Source organism: Lysobacter sp. Root494 (assembly GCF_001427225.1).
Lineage (GTDB): Bacteria > Pseudomonadota > Gammaproteobacteria > Xanthomonadales > Xanthomonadaceae > Agrilutibacter.
Genome location: NZ_LMFH01000008.1, coordinates 204865 through 227766 on the forward strand (window position 1 = coordinate 204865; position 22902 = coordinate 227766).

14 protein-coding genes are annotated in these 22902 nt (G+C 66.5%); 9 read left to right on the plus strand and 5 right to left on the minus strand.

The window, feature by feature from the left end:
- Window positions 1–78: 78 nt before the first annotated feature.
- Both ASD14_RS13775 and ASD14_RS13785 read left to right on the plus strand, forming a co-directional pair.
- Window positions 79–738, plus strand: coding sequence for a helix-turn-helix transcriptional regulator (locus tag ASD14_RS13775; RefSeq protein WP_056134990.1), 660 nt, complete (start codon window positions 79–81; stop codon window positions 736–738).
- A 107-nt stretch (window positions 739–845) separates the two neighbouring features.
- Window positions 846–3719, plus strand: a complete 2874-nt coding sequence (locus tag ASD14_RS13785) for an HYR domain-containing protein (RefSeq protein WP_157475407.1) — start codon at window positions 846–848, stop codon at window positions 3717–3719.
- A gap of 64 nt (window positions 3720–3783) precedes the next feature.
- On the opposite strand, the gene purL is transcribed toward ASD14_RS13785, so the two are convergent.
- The 3 genes from purL to xerD all read right to left on the minus strand — a co-directional run bounded on the left by purL (window position 3784) and on the right by xerD (window position 10080).
- Entirely contained in the window at window positions 3784–7731 is a 3948-nt protein-coding gene (purL, locus tag ASD14_RS13790; protein WP_056135000.1) for a phosphoribosylformylglycinamidine synthase, read from the minus strand.
- Between the two features lie 128 nt (window positions 7732–7859).
- Window positions 7860–8735, minus strand: a complete 876-nt coding sequence (locus ASD14_RS13795) for a thioredoxin fold domain-containing protein (protein ID WP_056135003.1) — start codon at window positions 8733–8735, stop codon at window positions 7860–7862.
- A gap of 391 nt (window positions 8736–9126) precedes the next feature.
- On the minus strand, window positions 9127–10080 hold the full coding sequence (xerD, locus tag ASD14_RS13800) for a site-specific tyrosine recombinase XerD (RefSeq protein ID WP_056135005.1): 954 nt from the start codon (window positions 10078–10080) through the stop codon (window positions 9127–9129).
- Window positions 10081–10104: 24 nt separating this feature from the next.
- Between xerD and ASD14_RS13805 the strand changes: the two genes are divergently transcribed.
- The 4 genes from ASD14_RS13805 to ASD14_RS13820 all read left to right on the plus strand — a co-directional run bounded on the left by ASD14_RS13805 (window position 10105) and on the right by ASD14_RS13820 (window position 15050).
- Window positions 10105–10584, plus strand: a complete 480-nt coding sequence (locus tag ASD14_RS13805) for an RDD family protein (RefSeq protein WP_056135008.1) — start codon at window positions 10105–10107, stop codon at window positions 10582–10584.
- 127 nt (window positions 10585–10711) lie between these two features.
- Window positions 10712–12412, plus strand: a complete 1701-nt coding sequence (locus tag ASD14_RS13810) for a hypothetical protein (protein WP_082539001.1) — start codon at window positions 10712–10714, stop codon at window positions 12410–12412.
- A gap of 82 nt (window positions 12413–12494) precedes the next feature.
- The gene (locus tag ASD14_RS13815; RefSeq protein ID WP_056135014.1) at window positions 12495–14573 is read left to right on the plus strand and encodes a toll/interleukin-1 receptor domain-containing protein; all 2079 of its coding nucleotides are present in this window, start codon (window positions 12495–12497) and stop codon (window positions 14571–14573) included.
- An 81-nt stretch (window positions 14574–14654) separates the two neighbouring features.
- Window positions 14655–15050 (plus strand): hypothetical protein, encoded by a 396-nt coding sequence (locus tag ASD14_RS13820; RefSeq protein ID WP_056135016.1) that lies wholly within the window; start codon window positions 14655–14657, stop codon window positions 15048–15050.
- A gap of 129 nt (window positions 15051–15179) precedes the next feature.
- Here ASD14_RS13820 and lptG read toward each other — a convergent pair whose 3' ends face one another.
- On the minus strand, window positions 15180–16280 hold the full coding sequence (lptG, locus tag ASD14_RS13825; RefSeq protein WP_056135019.1) for an LPS export ABC transporter permease LptG: 1101 nt from the start codon (window positions 16278–16280) through the stop codon (window positions 15180–15182).
- Between the two features lie 13 nt (window positions 16281–16293).
- Window positions 16294–17376, minus strand: a complete 1083-nt coding sequence (lptF, locus tag ASD14_RS13830) for an LPS export ABC transporter permease LptF (RefSeq protein ID WP_056135022.1) — start codon at window positions 17374–17376, stop codon at window positions 16294–16296.
- 272 nt (window positions 17377–17648) lie between these two features.
- Here lptF and ASD14_RS13835 point away from each other — a divergent pair, with 272 nt between their 5' ends.
- The 3 genes from ASD14_RS13835 (at window position 17649) to ASD14_RS13845 (ending at window position 22748) form a co-directional block, all read left to right on the plus strand.
- A complete protein-coding gene (locus ASD14_RS13835) occupies window positions 17649–19127 on the plus strand; it encodes a leucyl aminopeptidase (RefSeq protein ID WP_056135025.1) in 1479 nt (492 codons plus the stop codon).
- Window positions 19128–19134: 7 nt separating this feature from the next.
- Window positions 19135–19560: a DNA polymerase III subunit chi gene (locus tag ASD14_RS13840; protein ID WP_056135028.1), complete on the plus strand. Its 426-nt coding sequence runs from the start codon at window positions 19135–19137 to the stop codon at window positions 19558–19560.
- A 212-nt stretch (window positions 19561–19772) separates the two neighbouring features.
- Window positions 19773–22748 (plus strand): valine--tRNA ligase, encoded by a 2976-nt coding sequence (locus ASD14_RS13845; RefSeq protein ID WP_056135031.1) that lies wholly within the window; start codon window positions 19773–19775, stop codon window positions 22746–22748.
- The last annotated feature ends 154 nt before the right edge of the window (window positions 22749–22902 follow it).

Sequence of the window (22902 nt, forward strand, 5' to 3'; positions counted from 1 at the left end):
AACGTGACACGGGCCGCGGCGCGGTCGCGACCACCTGCGCGGCGCGGTATCGTCCGCAGGACTGCGCGAGGGGACGCGATGGACAACAGCACACCATCCGGACAGGACGAGCGACGGATACGACGCGAGCGCAACGCGGACCAGCTGCGCTGGATCGCCCAGGCGCGCAGCCTGGCTGCCGCACTCGATCTGCTGCAACAACCCATCGCCCTGCTTCTGCCAGGTGAGCCGATCCGCGTGTGGCACGCGAATGCCGCCGCGCGCCATTGGTTCAGCAGCCAGCCGCACCTCCGCCTGCGCGATGGCGCCTTGCTCGCGGGTCCCCCCGTTGCGCCGGCGTTGGCCGAAGCGATCGCGCACGCACGCGTGCTCGGCCCGGGCCACGCGCATCAGGCGAACCTCTCATCACCGTCCGAAACCACGACGGCGACGTTGCAGGTCCTCGAATTCGGCGCGTCGAGTGACCTGCCGGTAACCGACGTGCTGATGCTGACCCTGCATCCGTCCGCGTCGGTCGAGCGCGGCCTGCACCGCCTGTGCCGCGAATTCCAGCTCACTCGCAAGGAGGCCGAAACCGCGGTTGGCCTCTACTCCATGGGATCGATCGACGAACTGGCCCGCTGCAACGGCAAGTCGGTGCATACCGTTCGCACCCAGCTCAAGGCCGCGATGCAGAAGACCGGCACCCACACCCAGGCCGGGCTGGTGGCGCTGGTCGCGAACCGGTTGGCGGCCTGAACCCACCGCTCGCCGGCATCTACCCCAGATGGGTGATGACGGGCATCGAGTGCGCGCCCAGCTTTATTGGACCGGCGCAAAGGGGAGCGCCATACAGGGGGTTCACCATGACATCCACCCGCGTGCCCGCTTTCCGGGCGTGTCTGGGCATTTTCGCCGTCTCCGCCATCCTGCTCGCGGCACCGGCCCTCGCGGCCCCCGGCCCGTGCCCGACGCCCGAGGCGAAGACCAATCCGGCCTCGCTGGTCATCCCGGACTTCCTCTCCGTCTCCGGCGGAGGCTGGGTGCCCAATGCCGTTGTCGTCAATGGCCAGCCATCCCAGCCCAACCAGAATCAGGGCGGCCTGTTCCAGTGGTCGTTCGTAGGCGCTCCGGTAGGAACGCTGGCGAATGCCAACTCGCCGCAGGTCCAGCTCACACCGTTCGACGTCGCCGCCAGCACCCAGGGGATCCTCCGTCTGACCGTGACCGTCAGCGGCTGCCCCGGCATCTCCACCAAGGACGTTCCGGTCACCGTCACCAATGCGCATGACGTGGTGATCAACCTGCCGCCGCATGCGGTGCCGGTGGCGTCGCCCTCGACGGCATCCGAAGGCATGGTGGTCACACTGGATGGCAGCGGCTCCTGGGATGTGGACAACCCCAGCCTGACCTATGCCTGGCTGCAGACCGTGGGGCCCGCCGTGACGCTCGCAAATACGGGCAATCCGGCGATCAAGACCTTCGTCGCCCCGAATTTCGCGGACGACACCCAGCTGACCTTCAGGCTGACCGTCTCCGACGGCACGCTGTCGAACTCGGATACCACCTTCGTCAACGTGAGCTGGACGAACGACAGCCCGGTCGCCGGGCTCGTCTGTCCGGATGGCATGTTCGAAGTCAACGAAGGCCAGTCCGTCACCTTCGATGCCAGCGGCTCCACCGATAGCGACGATGGCATCGCCACGTACGAATGGGCGCAGCTTGTCGGCCTGCCCGAGGTGACCGGCGTTGCAGACTGGAACACGGCCGTCGTCACCTTCAATGCGCCACAGCTCGGGTTCGGCGAGACTGGGCTGGTGCCCTTCAAGCTGACGGTGACCGACCACCATGGCGCGAAGTCGACCGCGAACTGCGCGATCTTCGTCCACGACATCACGAAGCCGCTCCTGAGCGTTCCGCAGTCCCCGCTCGTGGCGGAAGCCACGTCGGCCGATGGCGCGAACGTCGCCTACGAGGTCTCCGCCTTCGACGCCGTCGATGGCGACCTGCCGTTCCCTTCGCCCTACCTTCTCTGCGAGCCTCCGCCCGGCAGCCTGTTCGCGCTCGATTCCCTGAGCCCGGTGCTGTGCAGCGCCGAGGATTCAGCCGGAAACGGAAACACGGCGACGTTCTCGGTGAGCGTGGTCGATAGCACCGCTCCCGCGATCAGCGTTCCGCTGTCCTTCGCGGTCGAAGCGACCGGGCCGGACGGCGCACCTGCCGACTACGTCGCGAAGTCGAACGATGCCGTCGATGGCGAGCGGGACGCCGTATGCATGCCTGCTTCTGGTTCGACATTCCCGCTCAACACGCCCGGGCCGACGACCACGGTCCATTGCGACGCTACCGATGCGCATGGCAACGAAGCCACCACCCGCACCTTCACCGTCGCGGTGCACGATACGACTCCGCCGGACATCGATGCGGCGACCGTAAGCGCGGACCTGGTCGCGGAAGCGACGTCCCCGTCCGGCGCATCGGTGAGCTTCGGCCTGCCCTCCGCCCACGACCTGGTGGACCTCGATGCCGTGCTGGTCACGTGCGCGCCCGGATCACCACATGTGTTCCCGCTGGGCGAGACCGTCGTGCAGTGCGATGCGGTGGACAGCCGCGGCAACAGCACCGCGGATGCGACCCCCGGTACATCCGCCACGTTCAAGGTCACCGTGCGTGATACGACGGCGCCTGTGTTCGGCCCCGTATCGAACCACACGGTCGAAGCGCAATCCGGTGCGGGCGCGTCGTTCGCCTACGCCCTGCCGACCGCTACCGACGTAGTCGATGGCGACCGTACGGTCACCTGCACGGAAGCGCCCGCCCTTGCGTTGCCCGGCGTCTTCCCGCTTGGAAGCACCACGGTCACCTGCAGTGCCAGCGACACGCGCGGCAACGGCGGTTCCACCTCGTTCCAGGTCACGGTGGTCGATACCACGGCACCATCGCTCGACCTGCCGGCGAACATCACTGCCGAAGCCACCGGCTCCACTGGTGCGGTCGTGAACTTCGCCGTGGCCGCCAGCGATGCCGTCGACGCCGACGTACAGCTTGTCTGCTCGTCCAACTCCGGTGACACGTTCGCACTGGGTACGACCACCGTGCAATGCATCGGCACCGACGACGCGGGCAACAGCGCGGGCGGCAACTTCACGATCACGGTGCAGGACACCACGGGACCGGCGATCTCCGCGCACGAGACCGTGACCGCATACGCAACGGGTAATTCTGCGGCGACCGTGACCTACACCGTCCCGACGGCGGTCGACCTCGTGGATGGACCGGTCGTGGTGACCTGCACGCCCGCTTCCGGCAGCAGTTTCAATGTCGGCACCACGACGGTGACCTGCAGCGCGAAAGACAGCCGCAACAATCCGTCGAACAGCACCTTCGCCGTGACCGTGACCTACAACTTCACCGGCTTCTTCCAGCCGATCGACAACGGAACGATGAACTCGGTCAAGGCGGGCAGCGCGATACCGGTGAAGTTCAGCCTGGGCGGCAACCAGGGCCTGAACATCTTCGATCCCGGTCCCGCTTCCGGCGTGATCGCCTGCAGCGCGACCGATGGCGACGCGATCGAGGAAACGGTGACGGCCGGCAACAGCAGCCTGCAGTTCGACCCCGGCAGCAACCAGTACATCTACGTCTGGAAGACGGAGAAGTCCTGGGCCGGCCAGTGCCGCGTGCTGCAGGTCAAACTGAAGGGTGGAACCCAGCGATCGGCGCTCTTCAAGTTCAAGTGACCGCATCGCGCGAAACAAAAAAGCCCGGCTTCGGCCGGGCTTTTGTTCATCCGTCGAAGCGACCTTATCCGACCCATGCCCGCGCGTTGCGGAAGATCCGCTGCCACGGCGAATCGCCGGAAGACAGCGGCCCGTCCCACTCGCGCGGTGCCCAGCTGAAGTTCGCGTTGCGCAGCGTGCGTTCGGGATGCGGCATCAGGATGGTGACGCGGCCGTCGTCGCTGCACAGGCCGGCGATCGAACTGGACGAATTGTTCGGGTTCGCGGGATAGTTCGTTGCGAGGCTGCCGTCGCCGTTGATGTAGTTCAACGCGACGGCCACGCGTCCGGCATCGCCGGTCGCATCGAACGAAGCGCGGCCTTCGCCGTGCGCCACCGCCACCGGAATGCGCGAACCCTGCATGCCGCGCAGGAACAGCGACGGTGAATCGGCGACTTCCAGCAGCGCGACGCGGCCTTCGTACTGCTCGCTGCCGTTGCGAAGGAACTGCGGGAAGTGCTCCGCACCGGGAATCAGGTCCTTCAGCTGCGACAGCATCTGGCAGCCGTTGCACACGCCGAGCGCGAAGGTGTCGTGGCGCTGGAAGAAGGCCGTGAATGCTTCGCGCAACGCGGTGCGTTCCAGCACCGACGTCGCCCAGCCGCGGCCCGCGCCCAGCACGTCGCCGTAACTGAAGCCGCCACAGGCGACAAAACCTCTGAAGTCGTCGAGAACAAAGCGGCCGTTGATCAGGTCGCTCATGTGCACGTCGAAGGCTTCGAAGCCGGCGCGGTCGAATGCGTAGGCGGTTTCGACCTGGCTGTTGACGCCCTGTTCGCGCAGGATCGCGACCTTCGGCCGGGCGCCGGTGTTGATGAAGGGGGCGGCGACGTCTTCGTTCGGATCGAACGTAAGCTTCGGCCTCAGCCCGGGCGCGTTGAAGTCGCGCGCGGCGGCGCGTTCCTGGTCGGCGGCTTCCGGGTTGTCGCGCAGCTTCTGCATCGCGTGCGTGACCGACCACCAGGCATCGAAGAGTTCTTCCCAGCGCCATTCGGCCAGGGTTTCGCCTTCCTGGCGCACGCGAATCGTGGGGGCGGTGGTCGGCCGCGCAATGCGTTGCGCGCAATCGATCAGGCCGTGGCGCGCGACGAGGTCGGCGAACTCCGCGCGGTCCTCGGCCGCGATCTGCACGATGGCGCCGAGTTCCTCGTTGAACAGCGTGCGCAGCGGATCGCTGCCGCGATCGTCGCCCCAGCCATCGAGGTCGATGTCCAGGCCAACATGCGAGGCGAACGCCATCTCGCACAGCGTCGCGAACGCGCCGCCATCGCTGCGGTCGTGGTAAGCGCGCAACAGGCCGTGCGTGCGCGCATCGCGGATCAGTTCGAAGAAGGCGCGCAGGCGCTGCGGATCGTCGAGGTCCGGCACGGCCGGATCGTCGGGATCGGGGGAGCGTCCGGCAAACGCCGGGAGTTCCTTCGCACCGGCTTCGGGGAAACACTGGGCGAGGATCGAGCCGCCCATGCGCTGCCGCCCGGCACCGAGGCCGATCAGCCACAGCTCGGATTCCTCTTCTCGGGTGAGCAGCGGCGTGAGCTGTTCGCGCACGTCGGTGACAGGCGCGAAGGCGCTGACGATCAGCGACACCGGCGACACCGACTTGTGCGCCTCGCCATCGTTGTGCCATTGCGCCTGCATCGACAGCGAGTCCTTGCCGACCGGGATGCTGAGATCGAGCGCGGGGCACAGTTCCATGCCGACCGCCTTCACTGCGTCGAACAGCAATGCGTCTTCGCCCGGATGGCCAGCTGCGGCCATCCAGTTCGCGGACAGCTTGATGCGATCCAGTGTTTCGACCGGTGCGGCGCAGAGATTGGTGATCGCCTCGCCCACGGCCATGCGTGCGGCGGCGGCGGCATCGAGCAACGCGAGCGGGGTGCGTTCGCCGATCGCCATCGCTTCGCCCGCATAGGTGTCGAAGCCCGAAAGCGTGATCGCGCAATCGGCGACCGGCATCTGCCACGGACCGACCAGCTGGTCGCGCGCGGTGAGGCCGCCGACGGTGCGATCACCGATCGTGATGAGGAACTGCTTGGATGCGACGGTCGGATGCGCGAGCACGCGCAGTGCGGCTTCGCGCAGTGCGATGCCGTTCCAGTCGAGCGCGGGCCACGGCGCCGGCGTGGGATGGCGGGTGTCGCGATGCATCTTCGGCGCCTTGCCGAACAGCACGTCCATGGGCAGGTCGATGGGCCAGTGGTGGCCGGCTTCGCGCGCGTTCCCGACGGTTGCGCCATAGCCGACAACGAGATGCTCTTCCGCCGTCGCATAACCCACCACCGCGAACGGGCAGCGCTCGCGTTCGCACAGCGCCGCGAATTCATCGATGCGTTCGGCGGACAGGCCGAGCACGTAACGTTCCTGCGATTCGTTGCACCACAGCTGCATCGGCGACAGCGACGGATCGTCGGCGGGCACCTTTGCCAGGTCGATCACGCCGCCGACATTGGAATCATGCAGCAGTTCGGGAATCGCATTCGACAGGCCGCCCGCGCCGACGTCGTGCGCGGTGACGATCGGGTTGTCTTCGCCCATCGCCACGCAGCGATCGAGCACTTCCTGGCAGCGGCGTTCCATCTCCGGGTTGTCGCGCTGCACGCTGGCGAAATCGAGTGCCTCGGCGCTTTCGCCCGATGCCACCGAACTCGCGGCGCCGCCGCCGAGGCCGATCAGCATCGCCGGCCCACCCAGCACGATCACCGCGTCGCCCGGGCGCAGCGAATGCTTCTCCACCTGGATGCGGTCGATCGCACCGAGGCCACCTGCGAGCATGATCGGTTTGTCGTAGGCGCGGACATGCGTGCCTTCATCGAGCTCGAAGCTGCGGAAGTAGCCGGTGAGGTTCGGGCGGCCGAATTCGTTGTTGAACGCGGCGCCGCCGAGCGGGCCGTCGAGCATGATTTCCAGTGCGGGCGCCATGCGCGGGTTCAGCGAACGCGGCGCTTCCCAAGGCTGTGGAAGCGTCGGAATGCGCAGGTGCGAGACCGAGAAACCGCTCAGGCCCGCCTTCGGGCGGCCACCGCGTCCGGTCGCGCCCTCGTCGCGGATTTCGCCGCCATTGCCGGTGCTTGCGCCGGGGAATGGCGCGATCGCAGTCGGGTGGTTGTGCGTTTCGACCTTGATGCAGAACGCCGACGGCTGTTCGGCTTCGCTCGTGTATGCCTGCGTGCCCGGCTGCGGACGGAAGCGCCGCGCGGGATAGCCTTCGACCACCGCGGCGTTGTCGCTGTACGCGGACAACGTGTACCGCGGCGTGGTCGCGTGCGTGTTCTTGATCATCTTGAACAGCGAGAGCGACTGCTCGCGCCCGTCGACCGTCCACGACGCATTGAAGATCTTGTGGCGGCAGTGCTCCGAGTTCGCCTGCGCGAACATCATCAGCTCGACGTCGGAAGGCTGCCGGCCGAGCGCCGCGTAACGCTCGCGCAGGTAGGCGATTTCGTCATCGGCGAGCGCGAGTCCCAGACGCGTATTCGCTTCTTCGAGCGTATCGAGCGGGATGCGTTCGAGCTCGCCGCGTGCGGGCACGGTGAACAATGCAGCCGCGTCGTCGCGTGCTTCGAGCAACGACTGGGTCATCGGGTCGTGCAGGAGTTTCGCCAGCGCGCCCTGCGTGGGTGCGTCGGCAGGCCAGCCCGCCACGTCATAGCGGATGCCGCGTTCGACCCGCTTCACCGGCTGGCCGGCGCCGCGCAGCAGCTCAGTCGCCTTGCTCGCCCACGGCGAGAGCGTGCCCAGGCGCGGGGTAACGTAGCGCGAGACCGCACCTGGCTGGCGCGGCACTTCGTCGAACCGGCCCTGCAGGATGCGCGACAGCGTGGCGCGATCGGGTTCGGCATCGGCTTCGGGGACAACCCAATAAGTCCACCAGGCGCCGATCAGGCGCAACTGGGAATGGACGGCTTGGAGGCGGGCTTGCAGGCGTTCGCGGCGGAACGAAGACAGGGCGGAGTCGCCCTCGAGGACCATCATGTCCGGGGAACCGTGGGGTACGGGCCGGGTATTGTAGACGGGAGCGGGAATCGGGGTCTAAGCGGCGCTCGCTCCAACGAAAAACGGAGGCTGAGGCCTCCGTTTTTCACGTGCAACGACTGGACCGATCAACCGCCGGTCGAGGCCACCGGATCGGTGCCGCCCGCCGCGGTGGTCTTGCCGCCCCGGGCCACTTTGTCCAGTGCCTCGCGCAGCTGCTGCGGCGGCAGGTAGCCGCCGACCGTGGTGCCATCTTCGGCAATGATCATCGGCGTGCCGGTAAGGCCGGCGCGCTGGCCGACGTCGTACTGCATCGAAACGGTGTTCTTGCAGTCGCGGGCGGGAATGGTGCGGTCGTTCTTGGCATCGGTCAGCGCCTTCTTGCGATCGGGCGCACACCAGACCGAAATCATCTTCTTGTGGTCCTCGCTGCCCAGGCCCATCCGCGGGAAGGCGATGTACTGCACTTCGATGCCCTGCTTGTTGTATTCGGCGATCTCGCTGTGGAACTTGCGGCAGTAGCCGCACTCGACGTCGGTGAAGATCGAAACGGTGTATTTCGGATTCGGCGGCGAGAACACGATGCGCTCGCTGACCGGAATCGTCTTCAGCAGGTCCTTGCGCACCGAGGCGAGCGCCTGCTCGCTCAGATCCTTTTTCGCGGCGACGTCGTACAGCGCGCCCTGCGGGCCTGGCAGGAAGAGATAGCGTCCGTCATCGCTGACATACACGACCTGGCCCTGGACGATGGCTTCGCGGAATCCGGCGATCGGCGCGGCGCGGACCTTGTCGATGGAGACGCGGGGATTCAGCGCCTGGATGGCGGCGATCGCGTGCGCTTCCGGCGTATTGGCGGCCGCCTTGGGCACGGAGCCGGTCGGAGCGGTGCTGCCGGCGGTCGCGGCCTGCGAACCCGGCGCTTTTCCGGCGGCGCCGGACTGCGGGCCCTGGGCGCACGCCGAGAGGCTGATCACGCCCAACAGGGCAAGGAAAAGAGGCTTCATGAAAGGTCCTGGCAGGTGTGACCGGCATTGGAATGCCGGATCGGCGCGAAGTTTCCGGATTGTCGCACGCGTGCGATGGGCGGTGCGTGCGATGGATTCGGCGGTTTGTCGTGGTCAGGGATCGTGAAGCGGCTCGGAGAGAACGGCGAGGTAGGTGGAGGACGGCCGGCGAGCGGCCATGGTTTTTCCGATACTGCGGGCTGCGGCGCGTCGGGGTCACTCGTTGCTTTCATGTCGTAGCGCGACCGCGCGGCGGCGCCCGGCTTCGATTGCGAAATCGCTGCCATCCATGGCGAAGCGAGCCGGCTTCGGATCGTCCCGCCCGGCCATCCATGGCCGGGCGTTCGCGGCCGCAGCCGATGCCGATAGGGCATCGGCCAAGCGCGGCCGCTCACCCTCTCGGGTGGTGCTTTGCGTGCAGTTGCTTCAGCTGTTCACGCGCCACCAGCGTGTAGATCTGGGTCGTCGACAGCGAGCTGTGTCCGAGCAACATCTGCAGCGCGCGCAGGTCGGCGCCGTGGTTCAGCAGATGAGTCGCGAAGCTGTGGCGCAGGCCATGCGGGCTGATGCGCGCGGGATCGATGCCCGCAACGCCCGCGTAGCGCTTCACCAGTTGCCAGAACTGCTGGCGCGTGGGCGGTTCGCCACCCGTGTTCAGGAACAACGGTGCGAGTGCGCGTTTTCCGGCGAGTTGTGGCCGGGCCATGGCCAGATATCGCTCGAGCCAGTGCTGCGCCTCCTCGCCCAGCGGCACGAGTCGTTCCTTGCTGCCCTTGCCGGTCACGCGCAAGACGCCCTGGCGCAGGTTGACCGCGGTCGCGGGCAGGTTGACCAGCTCGCTTACACGCAGGCCGCAGGCATACATCAGCTCCAGCATCGCGCGGTCGCGCAGGCCATGCGGCGAAGTGAGGTCGGGCGCCGCCAGCAATGCATCGATCTGGCTTTCGCCCAACGCTTTCGGCAGCGAACGCGGCAGCTTTGGCGGATCCAGCAGCGCCGTGGGATCGTCCGCACGCGCGCCGGTGCGCACGCGGTGGGCGAAGAACGCGCGCAACGCAGACAACAGCCGCGCATTGCTTCGCGGCGAATAGCCGTTATGGCTGCGCCATGCGAGATAGTCGAACAGTCCGCTGCGGTCGGCGGCGGACAGTCCACCGTTCTTGCCTTCGCGCCATCGCGCGACTCCTTCCAGGTCACGGCGATAACTGTCGAGCGTCTGTCGCGACAGGCCGTGCTCGGCCCAGATCGCATCGAGGAAACTGCTGATGGCCGCGGCGTCGGCATCGGGCAATGGCGGCAAGGCCATCGCCTGCGTGCGGCGCTCGGCAGGCGTATGCGGACTCATTGGCGAAGCTTATATGCTGTCGCGATGACTTCGACCGACAACGCTTCGACTTCGCCCGGCCGGCCCGCTGCACTCGTCGGCTGGCGCCTGCTCGCACTGTTCTACGACTTCTGGCCGGTGCTTGCGTTGTGGATGGTGGCGTCGACGGCGTTCACGCTCGGGTACACCTTCCTCGGTGGCCACGATCCGCACCAGAACATTCCACCGTTCTCACCACTCTGGTGGCTGCTCTGGCTGGTGTGCTGGGCGATCGCCGGCGTGTATGCGACCGCAAGCTGGCGCCGTGGCGGACAGACACTGGGGATGCGGCCGTGGCGCCTGCGTTTGGCGACCAGCGGGGAGGCGAGGCCTTCGTGGTCGCAGCTGTGGATGCGCTATGCGGTCGGCACGCTTTCGCTGCTGCTGGGTGGCCTGGGTTTCTGGTGGGCATGGTTCGATCGCGAGCGGCTTACATGGCATGACCGCCTGAGCGGAACATGGCTCATGCGTTCGACGAAGCGCTAGCGGCGATCGAGAGACCTGAAAACGACAGCAGCGGCATCGTCCGGAACCAGCGGACTGGCCTTCCCCACACGGATCCCGCGTTGGCCGAAGAGGACACCGGCGTCCGTGCCGCCGGCGATGGACTGGCATGCCCTCTCACGACGCGACTTCCCTGGTGGTCGGCATCACCGGCCATCGCGATCTGCATCCCGCCGACGTTCCGGCCATCAGGGCACAACTGCGGGCCTTTTTTCTCCAGTTGGCGGACCTCTATCCGCACCTTCCCGTCGTTGTGCTGTCGTCGCTGGCCGCAGGCGGCGACCAGATCGCCGCCCAGGTCGCACTCGACCTTGGCCTGAGGGTAGTAGCGCCGTTGCCGCTCCCGGAGGCGCTTTACCGCGAGGACTTCGGTTCCGCGGGCAGCCTGGCGGCATTCGAGCAGCACCTGCAACGCGCCGAGATACTTGAACTCCCCTTGCGCCATGGCATCGGCGTCGAAGCGGTAGCCCATCCCGGTCCCGCCCGCGATCGCCAATACGCCCAGGCGGGAATTTTCGTTTCCAGCCATTGCCACGTATTGCTTGCGTTGTGGGACGGATGCCCATCCGATCGCCTGGGCGGCACCGCGCAGATGGTCCGGTTCCACCTTCAGGGCGAGCTTCCCGGCGCCATCGAACGCCGGCGCGACACCACGCTCGCCCTACTGGGCCTCGACGAGGAAACGCTCGTGCACCACCTGCTCGTGCGGCGCGGGACGAGCGAGGCCGCGCCGCTACTCGAGGGGCGCTGGCTTACTGCCAAGGATGAGGTCGTCGCGCACAGCGGGATGCCTGAGACGTTCGACCGCATGTTCCGGCACCAGATGGAATTCAACGCCGATTGCCGCAAATACGCGGAGGCCATCGCGGCCGACGCGGCTGCACCGGAGACGACGAACGCGACGCCAGTCGCGTGCCCCATCCATCGCCTGTTCGCCACCGCCGACTGGCTGGCCCGCATCTACCAGCGGCGGGTCAACCGGGTGCTGCGCATCGTGTACCTGCTCGCCGCGGCCATGGGTTTCACGTTTTTCCTCTATACCCACATCGCTACGCACTACCTGGTCATCAACCTGTTCCTGGTGTTCTTCCTCGGGGGCATGGGCGTAGTGCTGGTTTCGCGGCGACGCGAGTGGCAACGCAAATACCTCGACTACCGGGCCCTCGCCGAAGGGCTGCGCGTGCAGTCGTACTGGCGCCGCGCCGGCATCAGCGACCTGCACTCGCCCGCTTTCGCACACGACAACTTCATGCATCGGCAGGACAGCGAACTGGGCTGGATCCGCAACGTGATGCGCAGCGCCAGCCTCGAAGGCCTGCTGGTTCCAGCCGCCGCGGGAGAAGCGCAGGTCGACACGGTCATCGGCGAGTGGATCGGCAACAGCCGGGATGGCGGGCAGCTCGCGTATTTCGCCGGCGCCACGGCGCTGCGCGAACGGATGCACCGGCGTGCCGAATCCGCCGGGTTGCTATGCCTCTGGGCCGGCGTGGGCATCAGCGTCGTTCTGGCGGCTTTTTCGCGCTGGTTCCAGCCGCACTTCCAGCACCTGCTGGTTTCCTCGATGGGCATCCTCTCGGTGGCCGGAGGGGTGCATGAGGCTTATGCCTACAAGAAAGCGGACAAGGAACTGATCAAGCAATACCACTACATGCAGCGCATCTTTGGCGCAGCGCGCCGGCGCCTCGCCGGGTGCCGCGGCGTGCACGAGAAGCGGCAGGTGCTGCGCACGCTCGGTGAAGCCGCGCTGGCCGAACATGCCGAGTGGACGCTGATGCATCGCGAACGCCCGCTGGAGCATTCGCACCTTTGACACACCCATCCGGGTGATTAGCGGCTGTCCCGTATCCCTGCACCTTGGGCGTTCGACTGGAGCGCACCCACCGGACACCCTGATGCGATTCCGCGCCTTCCTCAGCTACAGCCATGCCGATGCCGAATGGGCACGCTGGCTGCTGCGGCGCCTGGAGACCTATCGGGTTCCATCGCGACTGGTTGGCACGCGCGGTGCCCACGGCGAAATCGCTCCGCGGCTCGGCACCTTCTTCCGCGATCGCGACGAACTGCCGAGCTCGGGCGACCTGGGCGCGACCATCCGTGACGCGTTGGATGATTCGGCGGCATTGATCGTGCTGTGTTCACCCGCGGCCGCACGGTCGCGATGGGTGAATGCGGAAATCGAGGCGTTCCATGCGAGTGGACGCAGCGATCGCGTGTTGTGCTTCGTCGTCGGCGGCGAGCCGGGCAGCGCTGATCCGGTGCTGCAGTGCTTTCCGCCGGCATTGCTCGCCCACGCGGACGCGGGTACGACCATCGAACCACTCGCCGCCGATGCGCGCCGCGAGGGCGATGGCCGCGAACGCGCATTCCTCAAGCTGGTCGCCGGGCTGCTCGGCATCGGTTTCGACAGTCTCGCCCGGCGCGAAGCACAGCGGCGGCAACGCAAGTGGACGATGGTTGCTGCTGCATCCCTTGTAGGCATGGCACTCACCACCGGCCTGGCCGCCACGGCCTGGGTCGCGCGCAACGACGCGCAACGCCGGCAGGCGCAGGCCGAAGACATCCTCGGCTTCATGCTCGGCGACCTGCGCAAGAAACTGACGACGGTCGGTCGGCTCGACCTCATGCGCACCGTCGACGACAAGGCCACGACCTATTTCGCCACGCTCGACCCGCGCGACCTCAGCGACCGGGCGCTCGAAGAACAGGCCCGATCGCTTACCGGCATCGGCCAGGTGCGGCTGGACGAAGGCAACCACGATGCGGCAATGGACGCGTTCCGCGAAGCCCATGCGCGCAGCACTGCTTTGCAGGAGCGCGCGCCAGGAAACGGGCAGCGCCTGTTCGACCTGGCCCAGGCCGAGTACTGGATCGGGTTTGTCGCGCTCCAGCAGGGAAGACTCGATGACGCGGGTATCTGGTTCCGCACGTATCGCGACAGCGCGATCAGATTGGCGGCAACGGACCCGGCGAATTTCACGTGGCAGCGAGAAGTCGCTTACGGCTACCACAATCTTGCCGTGCTCGACGACCAGCTCGGCAACTACGCGGAAGCCGAACGCGCGCTGTTGAAGGAGCTTGCGCTATACCGGACATGGTCAGGGAAGCAACCCGGGAACACCGACCTGCGCTACGAAGCTTCCAACACCGCTTCCTGGCTGGGCTCGCTTTCCATGCGGCGCGGGAAACTGGCGGAAGCGGAAGCCTATTTCCTGAGCCAGGCCGACGACATGCGCCGCAATCGTGCCGCCGAACCCGGCAATGCGCGGTGGAGAGAGTTGCAGGTCGATGCACTCATCCTGTTGACCGACGCGCAGGCACAAAGAGGCCGGCTTGCCGAAGCGCGGGCGAGCATCGATGCCGCGACGCCGCTGGCATTCAAGCTCGCGGGAGAGGATCGAACCAACAACCTCTGGCAGCTCTCGCCCGGCATCTGCCGCTGGTGGCAAGCGCAGCTCGCGGCCCTTACCCGCGCCGTTGATGCCGATGCGTTCGCCAGCGAATCGGCCGCGATCCTGGCCCGTGCACATGCGATCGAGCCAAAGAATCAAAGGGCGCTGGTCTGGCGGATAAAGTCCGGCAACCTGCAGGCACAACTCGCGTTGGACAAACGCGATCCATCCGCTGCGCGGTCTTACCTGGCCCAGGGGCTGGCGATCGCGGGTTCATCACCGGATGCAACTCCAGCCGAGACCCTGCGCGTGGCACTCGCGAACAATCGTGTGCTGGCCGGTGAGATGGCGGAGGCCGCCGGCAAAGCCGACGAAGCGAAGGAAAACTGGGAAGCCGCGCAGCGGCTGCTCACGGCCGAAGCCGGCGCAATGCTGCCGTTCGAACGACTGGACCCGCTGGTACGTGCACTCAGCCTCCTGGGGCGGGCAACCGAAGCACAGCCTTACCTCCAGCATCTCGCCGCGGCTGGCTACGTCCCGTTGCGGCCATTTCCCGCGCATTCCGGCCTTGCCGCGCAATGAATGCGGTTCACGACACCTGAGTCCGTTGGGCAGCTTGCCCACGTCCCGGCCCAAGCGGCCATCCGCCACAGGAGCACGATCATGCCCAGCACCCCCAACATCCAGCTCGACGTGCGCAATTTCGCGTCCAATCAGCCCGGTTGGTACAACGTCCAGTCGTCGAGCAATCAGCCCTACAGCTACAGCTACACCGGCGGCGATGATGGCGTCGGCGGCCTGGTGCAGACCGTAGGACAAGGCCGGGACACGGCGCCGATCCAGCTGAGTGCCGACCAGCGCTATCAGATCGGCGCGTGCCAGTTCGCCAATGACGGCCAGCACCAACTCACCTGGAGCGGCGGCGGTAATCGGGCCGGCGCGATCATCGATGCGAATACGCAGATCGAAACGGCCAAATACTCGATCGTCATCACCGATACCGGAAACGGCAATTGCACGATCATGTGCGACCCGGGTGTCACCAACAAGCCGCAATAAAAGGGCTTATGCGCGGCGTGCCGTGGCGCGCCGCGCCAGTCGCGACACCTGTCGTCGCCACGAATAATCCAATCCGACGATCGGAAGTGGAACGTGCGCCGATGCCGGAGCAACGGGACACGTCCAGGGCTAACCCGACCTGCGCCGGAACAGGAACCACGACACCGCCAGCATCACCAGCGTCGGCAGGGTGTAGGCGATGCGGTAATCGAAGTGGTAGACCTGCGCCAGCCGCACGCATTGCTGCTGCAGCAGCCAGAAGCCCAGCGAGAACACGATGCCGATGAACAGGCGCTTGCCCAGGCCGCCACTGCGCAGCGTGCCGAAGGCGAACGGCACCGCGGCCAGGCACAACGCGAGGATGTTCAGCGCGTAGAACCAACGGCCCCAGTAGATCACTTCGAACTCGGACGCATCCAGGCTGTTGCGCTGGCGGTACTCGATCGCCTTGCGCAGTTCGCCCGCAGCGAGATAGCGCGGCTTGTCCGTTCCTGCGGTCAAGGCGACCGCGTCGAGCTTCGATGCCCAGCGCTCTTCCGGAACCTTCGTCTGCGTGACCGATTTTTCCTGGAAGTTGGTGCGGGTGACATCGCGCAGCAGCCAGCCGCCCGGGCGATGCTCGGCGATCTTGACCAACGCCAGCGACTTCAGGCGTCCGTCTTCGGCGAATTCGTACAGGCGCACGTCGCGCAGTTCGAGCCAGCGATCGGTGCCGTTGTCGCGTTCCTCGCCGCCGTTGGCGTTGAGGATGACGTCGCCTTCGCGCGCCCACAGGCCGGAGTAACGCGCGACGATCATGTCCTTGGACTTCGCCGTCGCCTTCAGGGCATTGGCGCGGCGATCGCCCCACGGGCCGGACGTTTCGCCGCTCACCACCATGAGCAGCGTGAGCACCGCAAGCGCGCCTCCCACGGCCAGGCTCAGGCGGCGGCGCGAAAGCCCGACCGCGCGCAACGCGGTGAGCTCGGAAGAGGCCGCCAGCTGCCCCAGCGCCATCAATGCCCCGACCACCGCCGCATACGGGAACAGCTCGTACGCGCGGCGCGGCACGGTGTAGGCCATGTAGGCGATGGCGGTGGAGATGCCGTAGTTACCCTTGCCGATATCGCCGAACTCGCCGACGAAACTCAGCATCAGGTCAAGGCCGAGCAGCACCGCCCACACCAGCAGCACGGTGGTGAAAACGACACGTCCAACGTAGACGTCGTGGATCTTGGGGAAAGGCTTCATGCGTGCGTAGTCCTCACGAAGCCAGCTTCGCGCGGCGCATGCGGCCGTCGAAGAAGTAGAGCCACAGAGCGACACCCAGCAGCGGCAACACCAGCCACCACAGGCCGAGTTCTGGGGCGATCTTCCCCTTCTCCAGCCACTTGGTGCCCATCAGCATCAGGTTCATGCCGATCATGTAGGCGAGGAAGCCGCTCATCGTCCGCGCATAGCGCGCCTGCCGCGGCATGCTGCGCGCGAGCGGGATCGCCATCAGCGCGAACGCGAGCGTGAGCAGCGGCGGCGCGATGCGCCGGTGAAGCTGCGCGTTGGCATCGTCGCGCTTGTCGCCGAGGAGTCTGGAAGTCGGCAACATTTCGGGATCGTTCGCATCGAACTTCTGCTCGCCCGCAGGCATCGTCACTTCGTTGCGGCGATAGCGCAGCAGGCGGTAATTCAGGCCGGCTTCCTTCGGGCCTTCGACTTCGAAACCGTTGTTGAGCGTGATGTAGCGCTCGCCGTTCTCGTCGACCACGACTTCGCCGTCGTTGGACGTGGTCACGTCGATGCGATCGTTCTTCTGCCGGTATACGAACACGCGGCTGAAGCGGCTTCCGTCGGGGCTCATCGCGCCGACGAAGATCACCCCACCGCCATTCGGAAGTTCGGTGAAGGCGCCGGGTTCCAGTCCGGCCACGATCAGGTTGCGATTGGCCTGGTTGACCATCTGCCGGGACACACGCTCGGCCCACGGGCCCAGCCACAGCGAGCAGGCGGCGACCACTGCCACCATCGGCAGGACCAGCATCAGCAGCGGCTTCAGCAGCCGCCTGGGGCCGACGCCGACGGCGGCGATCACCGGCATCTCCGAGTCGCGGTAGAGGCGGCCGGTGCCGAGCATCAGTCCCAGCATCAGCGCCAGCGGCAGGATCAGCGGCAGCCAGTTCAGCATCACCAGGCCGAGTTGGGGCAGCAGCATCCCCACGGGGATCCGGCCCGAGGCCATGTCGCGCAGGACGTCGGTGAACACGCCGCCGAAGGCCACGATCATCAGCACGACGCCGGCGGCGAAGGTGGACTGCAGGAATTCGCCGAACAGGTAGCGGTCGAGCTTGAGCATCAGGTAGCGGGCCTTGTCGGGCAGGTTTGGGCAGGCTGGATAAAGCGGGGCTGGTAGACTTGAGGTTTGGTCCGGCCAGGTAGCCGAAGCGGCTTGCGGGCATGAAGCTTTCGCCGCCTTCCGCCTACCCGGCCAGTGACGACCGACCCGTGATTGTACCGGCGCGCCGTTAAGGTGAGTCCGTGCTGGCGATGCCAGACGGCGACGGCACACCGCTTCGCCGGACGTCGTTGCGGATCGAAGCTCCTTTCCTTTCCCCCGGAATCTGTTTGATGGCCCTCGAATTCGACCTGAACCCCGCTGCTCCCGCGACCGTCGCCACCGATTGCGTGGTGGTCGGCGCCTACGCCGACAACACGTTGAGCCCGTCGGGCCAGGCACTGGACGAGGCCACCGGCGGGCGCCTGCGCGCGCTGCTGGAGCGCGGCGACATCAGTGGCAAGACTGGCAAGACCGCGCTGCTGCACGACCTGCCCGGCGTGACTGCGCCACGCGTGCTGGTGGTGGGCCTGGGCGAAGCCGGCAAGTTCGGCGTCGCGCAATACATCAAGGCGGTGGCCGATGCGGCCCGCGCGTTCAAGACCGGCCCGGTGGCGAATGCGCTGCTCACCTTGAGCGAACTCGAAGTGAAGGGCCGCGACCAGGCCTGGAACATCCGCCAGGCCGCGACCGTGTCCGACCACGCCTGCTACAGCTATACCGCAACGCTCGGCGCCAAGAACAAGCGCCGCGACGAAACCGGCCTGAAGCATCTGTCGATCCGTGGCGAAGACAGGACCGCGCTCGCGCAGGGCAAGGCGATTGCCGCTGGCGTCGCCTTCACCCGCGAGCTCGGCAACCTGCCACCGAACATCTGCAACCCGGCGTACCTCGCGGAGCAGGCGCAGGAATTCACCTCCCGCTTCGACAAGGCCGAATGCGAGGTGCTCGATCGCGAGCAGATGCAGGAACTCGGCATGGGCTCGCTGCTCGCCGTCGCGCGCGGCTCGGCCAATCCGCCCAAGCTGATCGTGATGAAGTGGAACAACGGCGGCGACGCCAGGCCCTACGTGCTGGTCGGCAAGGGCATCACCTTCGATACCGGCGGCATCAACCTGAAGACGCAGGGCGGCATCGAGGAAATGAAGTACGACATGTGCGGCGCGGCGAGCGTGATGGGTACGTTCGTGGCCGCGGTCGGCATGCAGCTGCCGATGAACCTCGTCGTGATCGTGCCGGCGGTCGAGAACATGCCCGACGCCGATTCGTATCGCCCGTCGGACGTCATCACCTCCATGTCGGGCAAGACGATCGAGGTCGGCAACACCGACGCCGAAGGCCGCCTGATCCTGTGCGACGCACTGACCTACGCGCAACGCTTCGAGCCCGAGGCGCTGCTCGATGTCGCCACGCTCACCGGCGCCTGCGTGATCGCGCTGGGCAAGTACGCAACCGGTTTGATGTCGAAGGACGACGACCTCGCCGCCGAGCTCACCGCCGCGGGCGAAAACGTATTCGACCGCGCGTGGCGCCTGCCGCTGTGGGACGAATACCAGTCGCTGCTCGAATCCACCTTCGCCGACGTCTACAACATCGGCGGGCGCTGGGCGGGCGCGATCACCGCGGGCTGCTTCCTCGCGCGCTTCGCCGAAGGCCAGCGCTGGGCGCACCTCGACATCGCCGGCGTCGCCAACGACGAAGGCAAGCGCGGCATGGCGACCGGCCGTCCGGTCGGCCTGCTGAGCCAGTGGCTGCTCGACCGCGTCGCCTGACCGCATCGTGCCGCGCGCCGACTTCTATCTGATCGCCAAGGATCGGTTCAAGGCCGAGCCGCTGCGCCTGGTGTGCGAACTCGCACGCAAGGCGCACGACGCGGGCCTTTTCACGCTCGTGCTCGCTCGCGACGCGGCGCAGGCCGAGCAGATCGACGACCTGCTGTGGGACATGGGCGACGACGTCTACGTCCCGCACCAGCTTGCAGGCGCGGATGTCGACGAGGAGGAAGCCGCGGTGCTGATCGCCTCGCCCGATGTCGACGCGCCGCTGCGCCCGCTGGTGATCAACCTGCGCGACGCGGCGGTGGATGGCGCCTTCGACCGCGTACTGGAAGTGGTGCCTGCCGACGAATCCGCGCGCGGGCCGCTGCGCGAACGGTGGAAGCAGTACCAGGCGCGCGGGTTGGAGTTGAAGAAGTACGACATGTAAGGCGCGCGGCGTATTTGCCGCACGCGCTTTCGCTCGTCATTCCTGCGAAAGCAGGAATCCAGTGACTTTCGCCTTTGTTCCTCTTGCATGCGAAAGGCAAGGGCACAACAGCAGGGTCACTGGATTCCCGCTTTCGCGGGGATGACGGGCAACAGCAACAACCGGATCCCGGCTTCCGCCGGGGTGACGAAGCAAACGCACACTGCAAATCCATGACCACGCTCTCCTCCAGCTACGACCCCACCCAGTTCGAAACCCGCCTGTACCAGCAGTGGGAGGGCAGCGGCGTATTCAAGCCAACGGGAAAGGGCGAGCCCTACACCATCCTGCTGCCGCCGCCGAACGTCACGGGCACGCTGCACATGGGCCACGCATTCCAGCACACGCTGCAGGACGCGCTGATCCGCTACAAGCGCATGTCCGGTTGCGACGTGCTATGGCAGATGGGCACCGACCACGCCGGCATCGCGACGGAAATGGTGGTCTCGCGCAACCTCGCGCTCGAAGGCAAGGGTGAAACCCGCGACTCGCTCGGCCGCGAAGGCTTCATCGCCAAGGTGTGGGAGTGGAAGCAGCAGTCCGGCGACACCATCGAGCGGCAGATGCGCCGGCTGGGCACGTCGGGCGACTGGACCCGCAGCACCTTCACCATGGATCCGATGGCCGCTGACGCCGTCGTCGAAGCGTTCGTGAAGCTGCACGAGCAGGGCCTGATCTATCGCGGGAAGCGCCTGGTCAACTGGGACCCGGTGCTGAAGACGGCGATCTCCGACCTGGAAGTCGAAAACCATGAAGTGCCTGGCCACATGTGGCACTTCAAGTACCCGCTCGCCGGCGGCGAGACCTACGAGTACATCGAGCGCGATGCCGACGGCAACATCACGCTGCGCGAAACGCGCGACTACATCTCCATCGCGACCACGCGCCCCGAAACCATGCTCGGCGACGGCGCCGTGGCGGTGCATCCGTCCGATGCGCGTTACGCACCCATCGTCGGCAAGCTCTGCGAAATCCCGGTGGGTCCGAAGGGGCTGCGCCGCCAGATTCCGATCATCACCGACAACTACCCGGAGCCGGACTTCGGCTCCGGCGCGGTGAAGATCACCGGCGCGCACGACTTCAACGACTACGCGGTCGCTGCACGCAACGGCATCCCGCTGTACGCGCTGATGGACGACGGCGCGCGCATGCGCACCGACGGCCTGTCCTATGAGGAAAGCGCGCGCATTGCCGGCCAGATCGCACGCGGCGAACGCGCGCCGGGCGACGTCACTGCGGTCAACCTGGTTCCCGGGGAACTCCGCGGCCTGGACCGCTACGAAGCGCGCGCACGCGTGGTCGAGGCGATCACCGCCGAAGGCCTCGCGGTGACCGATGCCGACGGCAACCCGGTCGTCGAATCCAAGCCGATCATGCAGCCGTTCGGGGACCGCTCGGGCACGGTGATCGAGCCGTATCTCACCGACCAGTGGTTCGTGCAGATGGACGGTTTCGCGAAGCGCGGGCTCGATCTCGTCGAAGGTACCGATGACAAGCCGGGCCACATCAAGTTCGTGCCGGCCAACTGGATCAACACCTATCGCCACTGGATGGAAAACATCCAGGACTGGTGCATCAGCCGCCAGCTGTGGTGGGGGCATCGCATTCCCGCGTGGTACGACGAGGCGGGCAACATCTACGTCGCGCGCAGCGAAGAGGAAGCACGCGCGAAGGCGGCTGCCGCCCACGGCGGGCGCGAGCCCGCCCTGCGCAGGGACAACGACGTGCTGGAGACCTGGTTCTCCTCGGCGCTGTGGCCGTTCAGCACGATGGGCTGGCCGAATGAAGAGCTGATGGCCGAGCGCGGCTTCGACCGCTACGTGCCCTCGTCGGTGCTGGTCACCGGCTTCGACATCATCTTCTTCTGGGTCGCGCGCATGATCTTCATGACCGACCACTTCACCGGTCGCGTGCCCTTCAAGGATGTCTACATCACCGGCCTGGTGCGCGACGCGCATGGCCAGAAGATGTCGAAGTCGAAGGGCAACGTCCTCGACCCGATCGACATCGTCGACGGCATTTCGATCGAGGATCTCGTCGCCAAGCGCACCACCGGCCTGATGAAGCCGCAGGATGCGCCGAAGATCGAAAAAGCCACGCGCAAAGAGTTCCCCGAAGGCATTCCCGCCTTCGGCGCCGACGCGCTGCGCTTCACCATCGCCGCGCTCGCCGGCCACGGCCGCGACATCAAGTTCGATCTCGGCCGCGCCGAGGGCTACAAGAATTTCTGCAACAAGCTCTGGAACGCCACGCGCTTCGTGCTGATGAACACCGAAGGCGCGACCTTCACTGGCGCGCCACAGGCCAGGACCGACGCCGAACGCTGGATCCTGTCGCAACTCGCGAAGACCGCCGCCCAAGCCGAGCAGCACTTCGCGTCCTACCGCTTCGACCTGCTCGCACAGGCGCTGTACGAATTCGCCTGGAACGACTTCTGCGACTGGTTCGTCGAGTTCGCCAAGCCGGCGCTCAACGGCAGCGACGCCGAAGCCGCCGACAGCACCCGCCACACCCTGCTGTACGTGCTCGAGCGCCTTCTCTCGCTGCTGCACCCGCTGATCCCGTTCGTCACGGAAGAGCTCTGGCAGGCGGTCGCGCCGAAGCTCGGCATCGCCGAAAAGACGATCATGCTGCGGCCGTATCCGCAGGCCGCCGACTTTGCGGGCACGGACAATGCATCGGCCGAAGCCGACATCGAATGGTTGAAGGCGATGGTGTCCGCACTGCGTCGCGTGCGAAGCGAACTCAATGTCGCACCCTCGAAGCTGGTGAACCTGCTGCTCGCCGAAGGCAACCACGCCGACCACGAGCGCGCACGCCGCTTCGACTCGCAGCTGCGCTTCCTTACCAAGGTCGAACGCATCGACTTCACCGCCGATGCGCAGTCCGCGCCGGCTTCGGCCGCGGCCGTAGTCGGCGAACTGAAGCTGCTCGTGCCGCTGGAAGGCCTGGTCGATCTCTCCGCCGAGCGCACGCGCATCGACAAGGAAATCGCCCGCGTCGCCGGCGAGAAGGAAAAGAGTGAAGCCAAGCTCGCCAAGTTCACCGACAAGGTGCCGGCGGCGGTGGTCGAGCAGGAGCGCCAGCGACTGGTCGACTGGAGTACGCAGCTGGGCGCACTGCAGACGCAGCGCGCGAAGCTGGGCTGAGCTTCCACGTAGGTGCCGGCTCGCCCGGACGGAGCCTCGGCATGCCCGGCATCCACCGGGGAATTGCGTTCTCCGGAGAACGCCTGATAACACCCGGGTCGAGCCGAGCCGCGAAGCGGCTTCGGCTTGAATGAATTGTTAGGCCTACACGCGC

Bases quoted from the DNA above. Each gene is read 5' to 3' on its own strand.
- ASD14_RS13795 (WP_056135003.1), bottom strand. From the start codon at position 8,735: ATGAAGCCTCTTTTCCTTGCCCTGTTGGGCGTGATCAGCCTCTCGGCG.
- ASD14_RS13785 (WP_157475407.1), top strand. From the start codon at position 846: ATGACATCCACCCGCGTGCCCGCTTTCCGGGCGTGTCTGGGCATTTTC.
- ASD14_RS13835 (WP_056135025.1), top strand. From the start codon at position 17,649: ATGGCCCTCGAATTCGACCTGAACCCCGCTGCTCCCGCGACCGTCGCC.
- lptG (WP_056135019.1), bottom strand. From the start codon at position 16,280: ATGAAGCCTTTCCCCAAGATCCACGACGTCTACGTTGGACGTGTCGTT.
- ASD14_RS13775 (WP_056134990.1), top strand. From the start codon at position 79: ATGGACAACAGCACACCATCCGGACAGGACGAGCGACGGATACGACGC.
- ASD14_RS13820 (WP_056135016.1), top strand. From the start codon at position 14,655: ATGCCCAGCACCCCCAACATCCAGCTCGACGTGCGCAATTTCGCGTCC.
- ASD14_RS13810 (WP_082539001.1), top strand. From the start codon at position 10,712: ATGCCCTCTCACGACGCGACTTCCCTGGTGGTCGGCATCACCGGCCAT.
- purL (WP_056135000.1), bottom strand. From the start codon at position 7,731: ATGATGGTCCTCGAGGGCGACTCCGCCCTGTCTTCGTTCCGCCGCGAA.
- ASD14_RS13805 (WP_056135008.1), top strand. From the start codon at position 10,105: ATGACTTCGACCGACAACGCTTCGACTTCGCCCGGCCGGCCCGCTGCA.
- lptF (WP_056135022.1), bottom strand. From the start codon at position 17,376: ATGCTCAAGCTCGACCGCTACCTGTTCGGCGAATTCCTGCAGTCCACC.
- xerD (WP_056135005.1), bottom strand. From the start codon at position 10,080: ATGAGTCCGCATACGCCTGCCGAGCGCCGCACGCAGGCGATGGCCTTG.
- ASD14_RS13845 (WP_056135031.1), top strand. From the start codon at position 19,773: ATGACCACGCTCTCCTCCAGCTACGACCCCACCCAGTTCGAAACCCGC.
- ASD14_RS13815 (WP_056135014.1), top strand. From the start codon at position 12,495: ATGCGATTCCGCGCCTTCCTCAGCTACAGCCATGCCGATGCCGAATGG.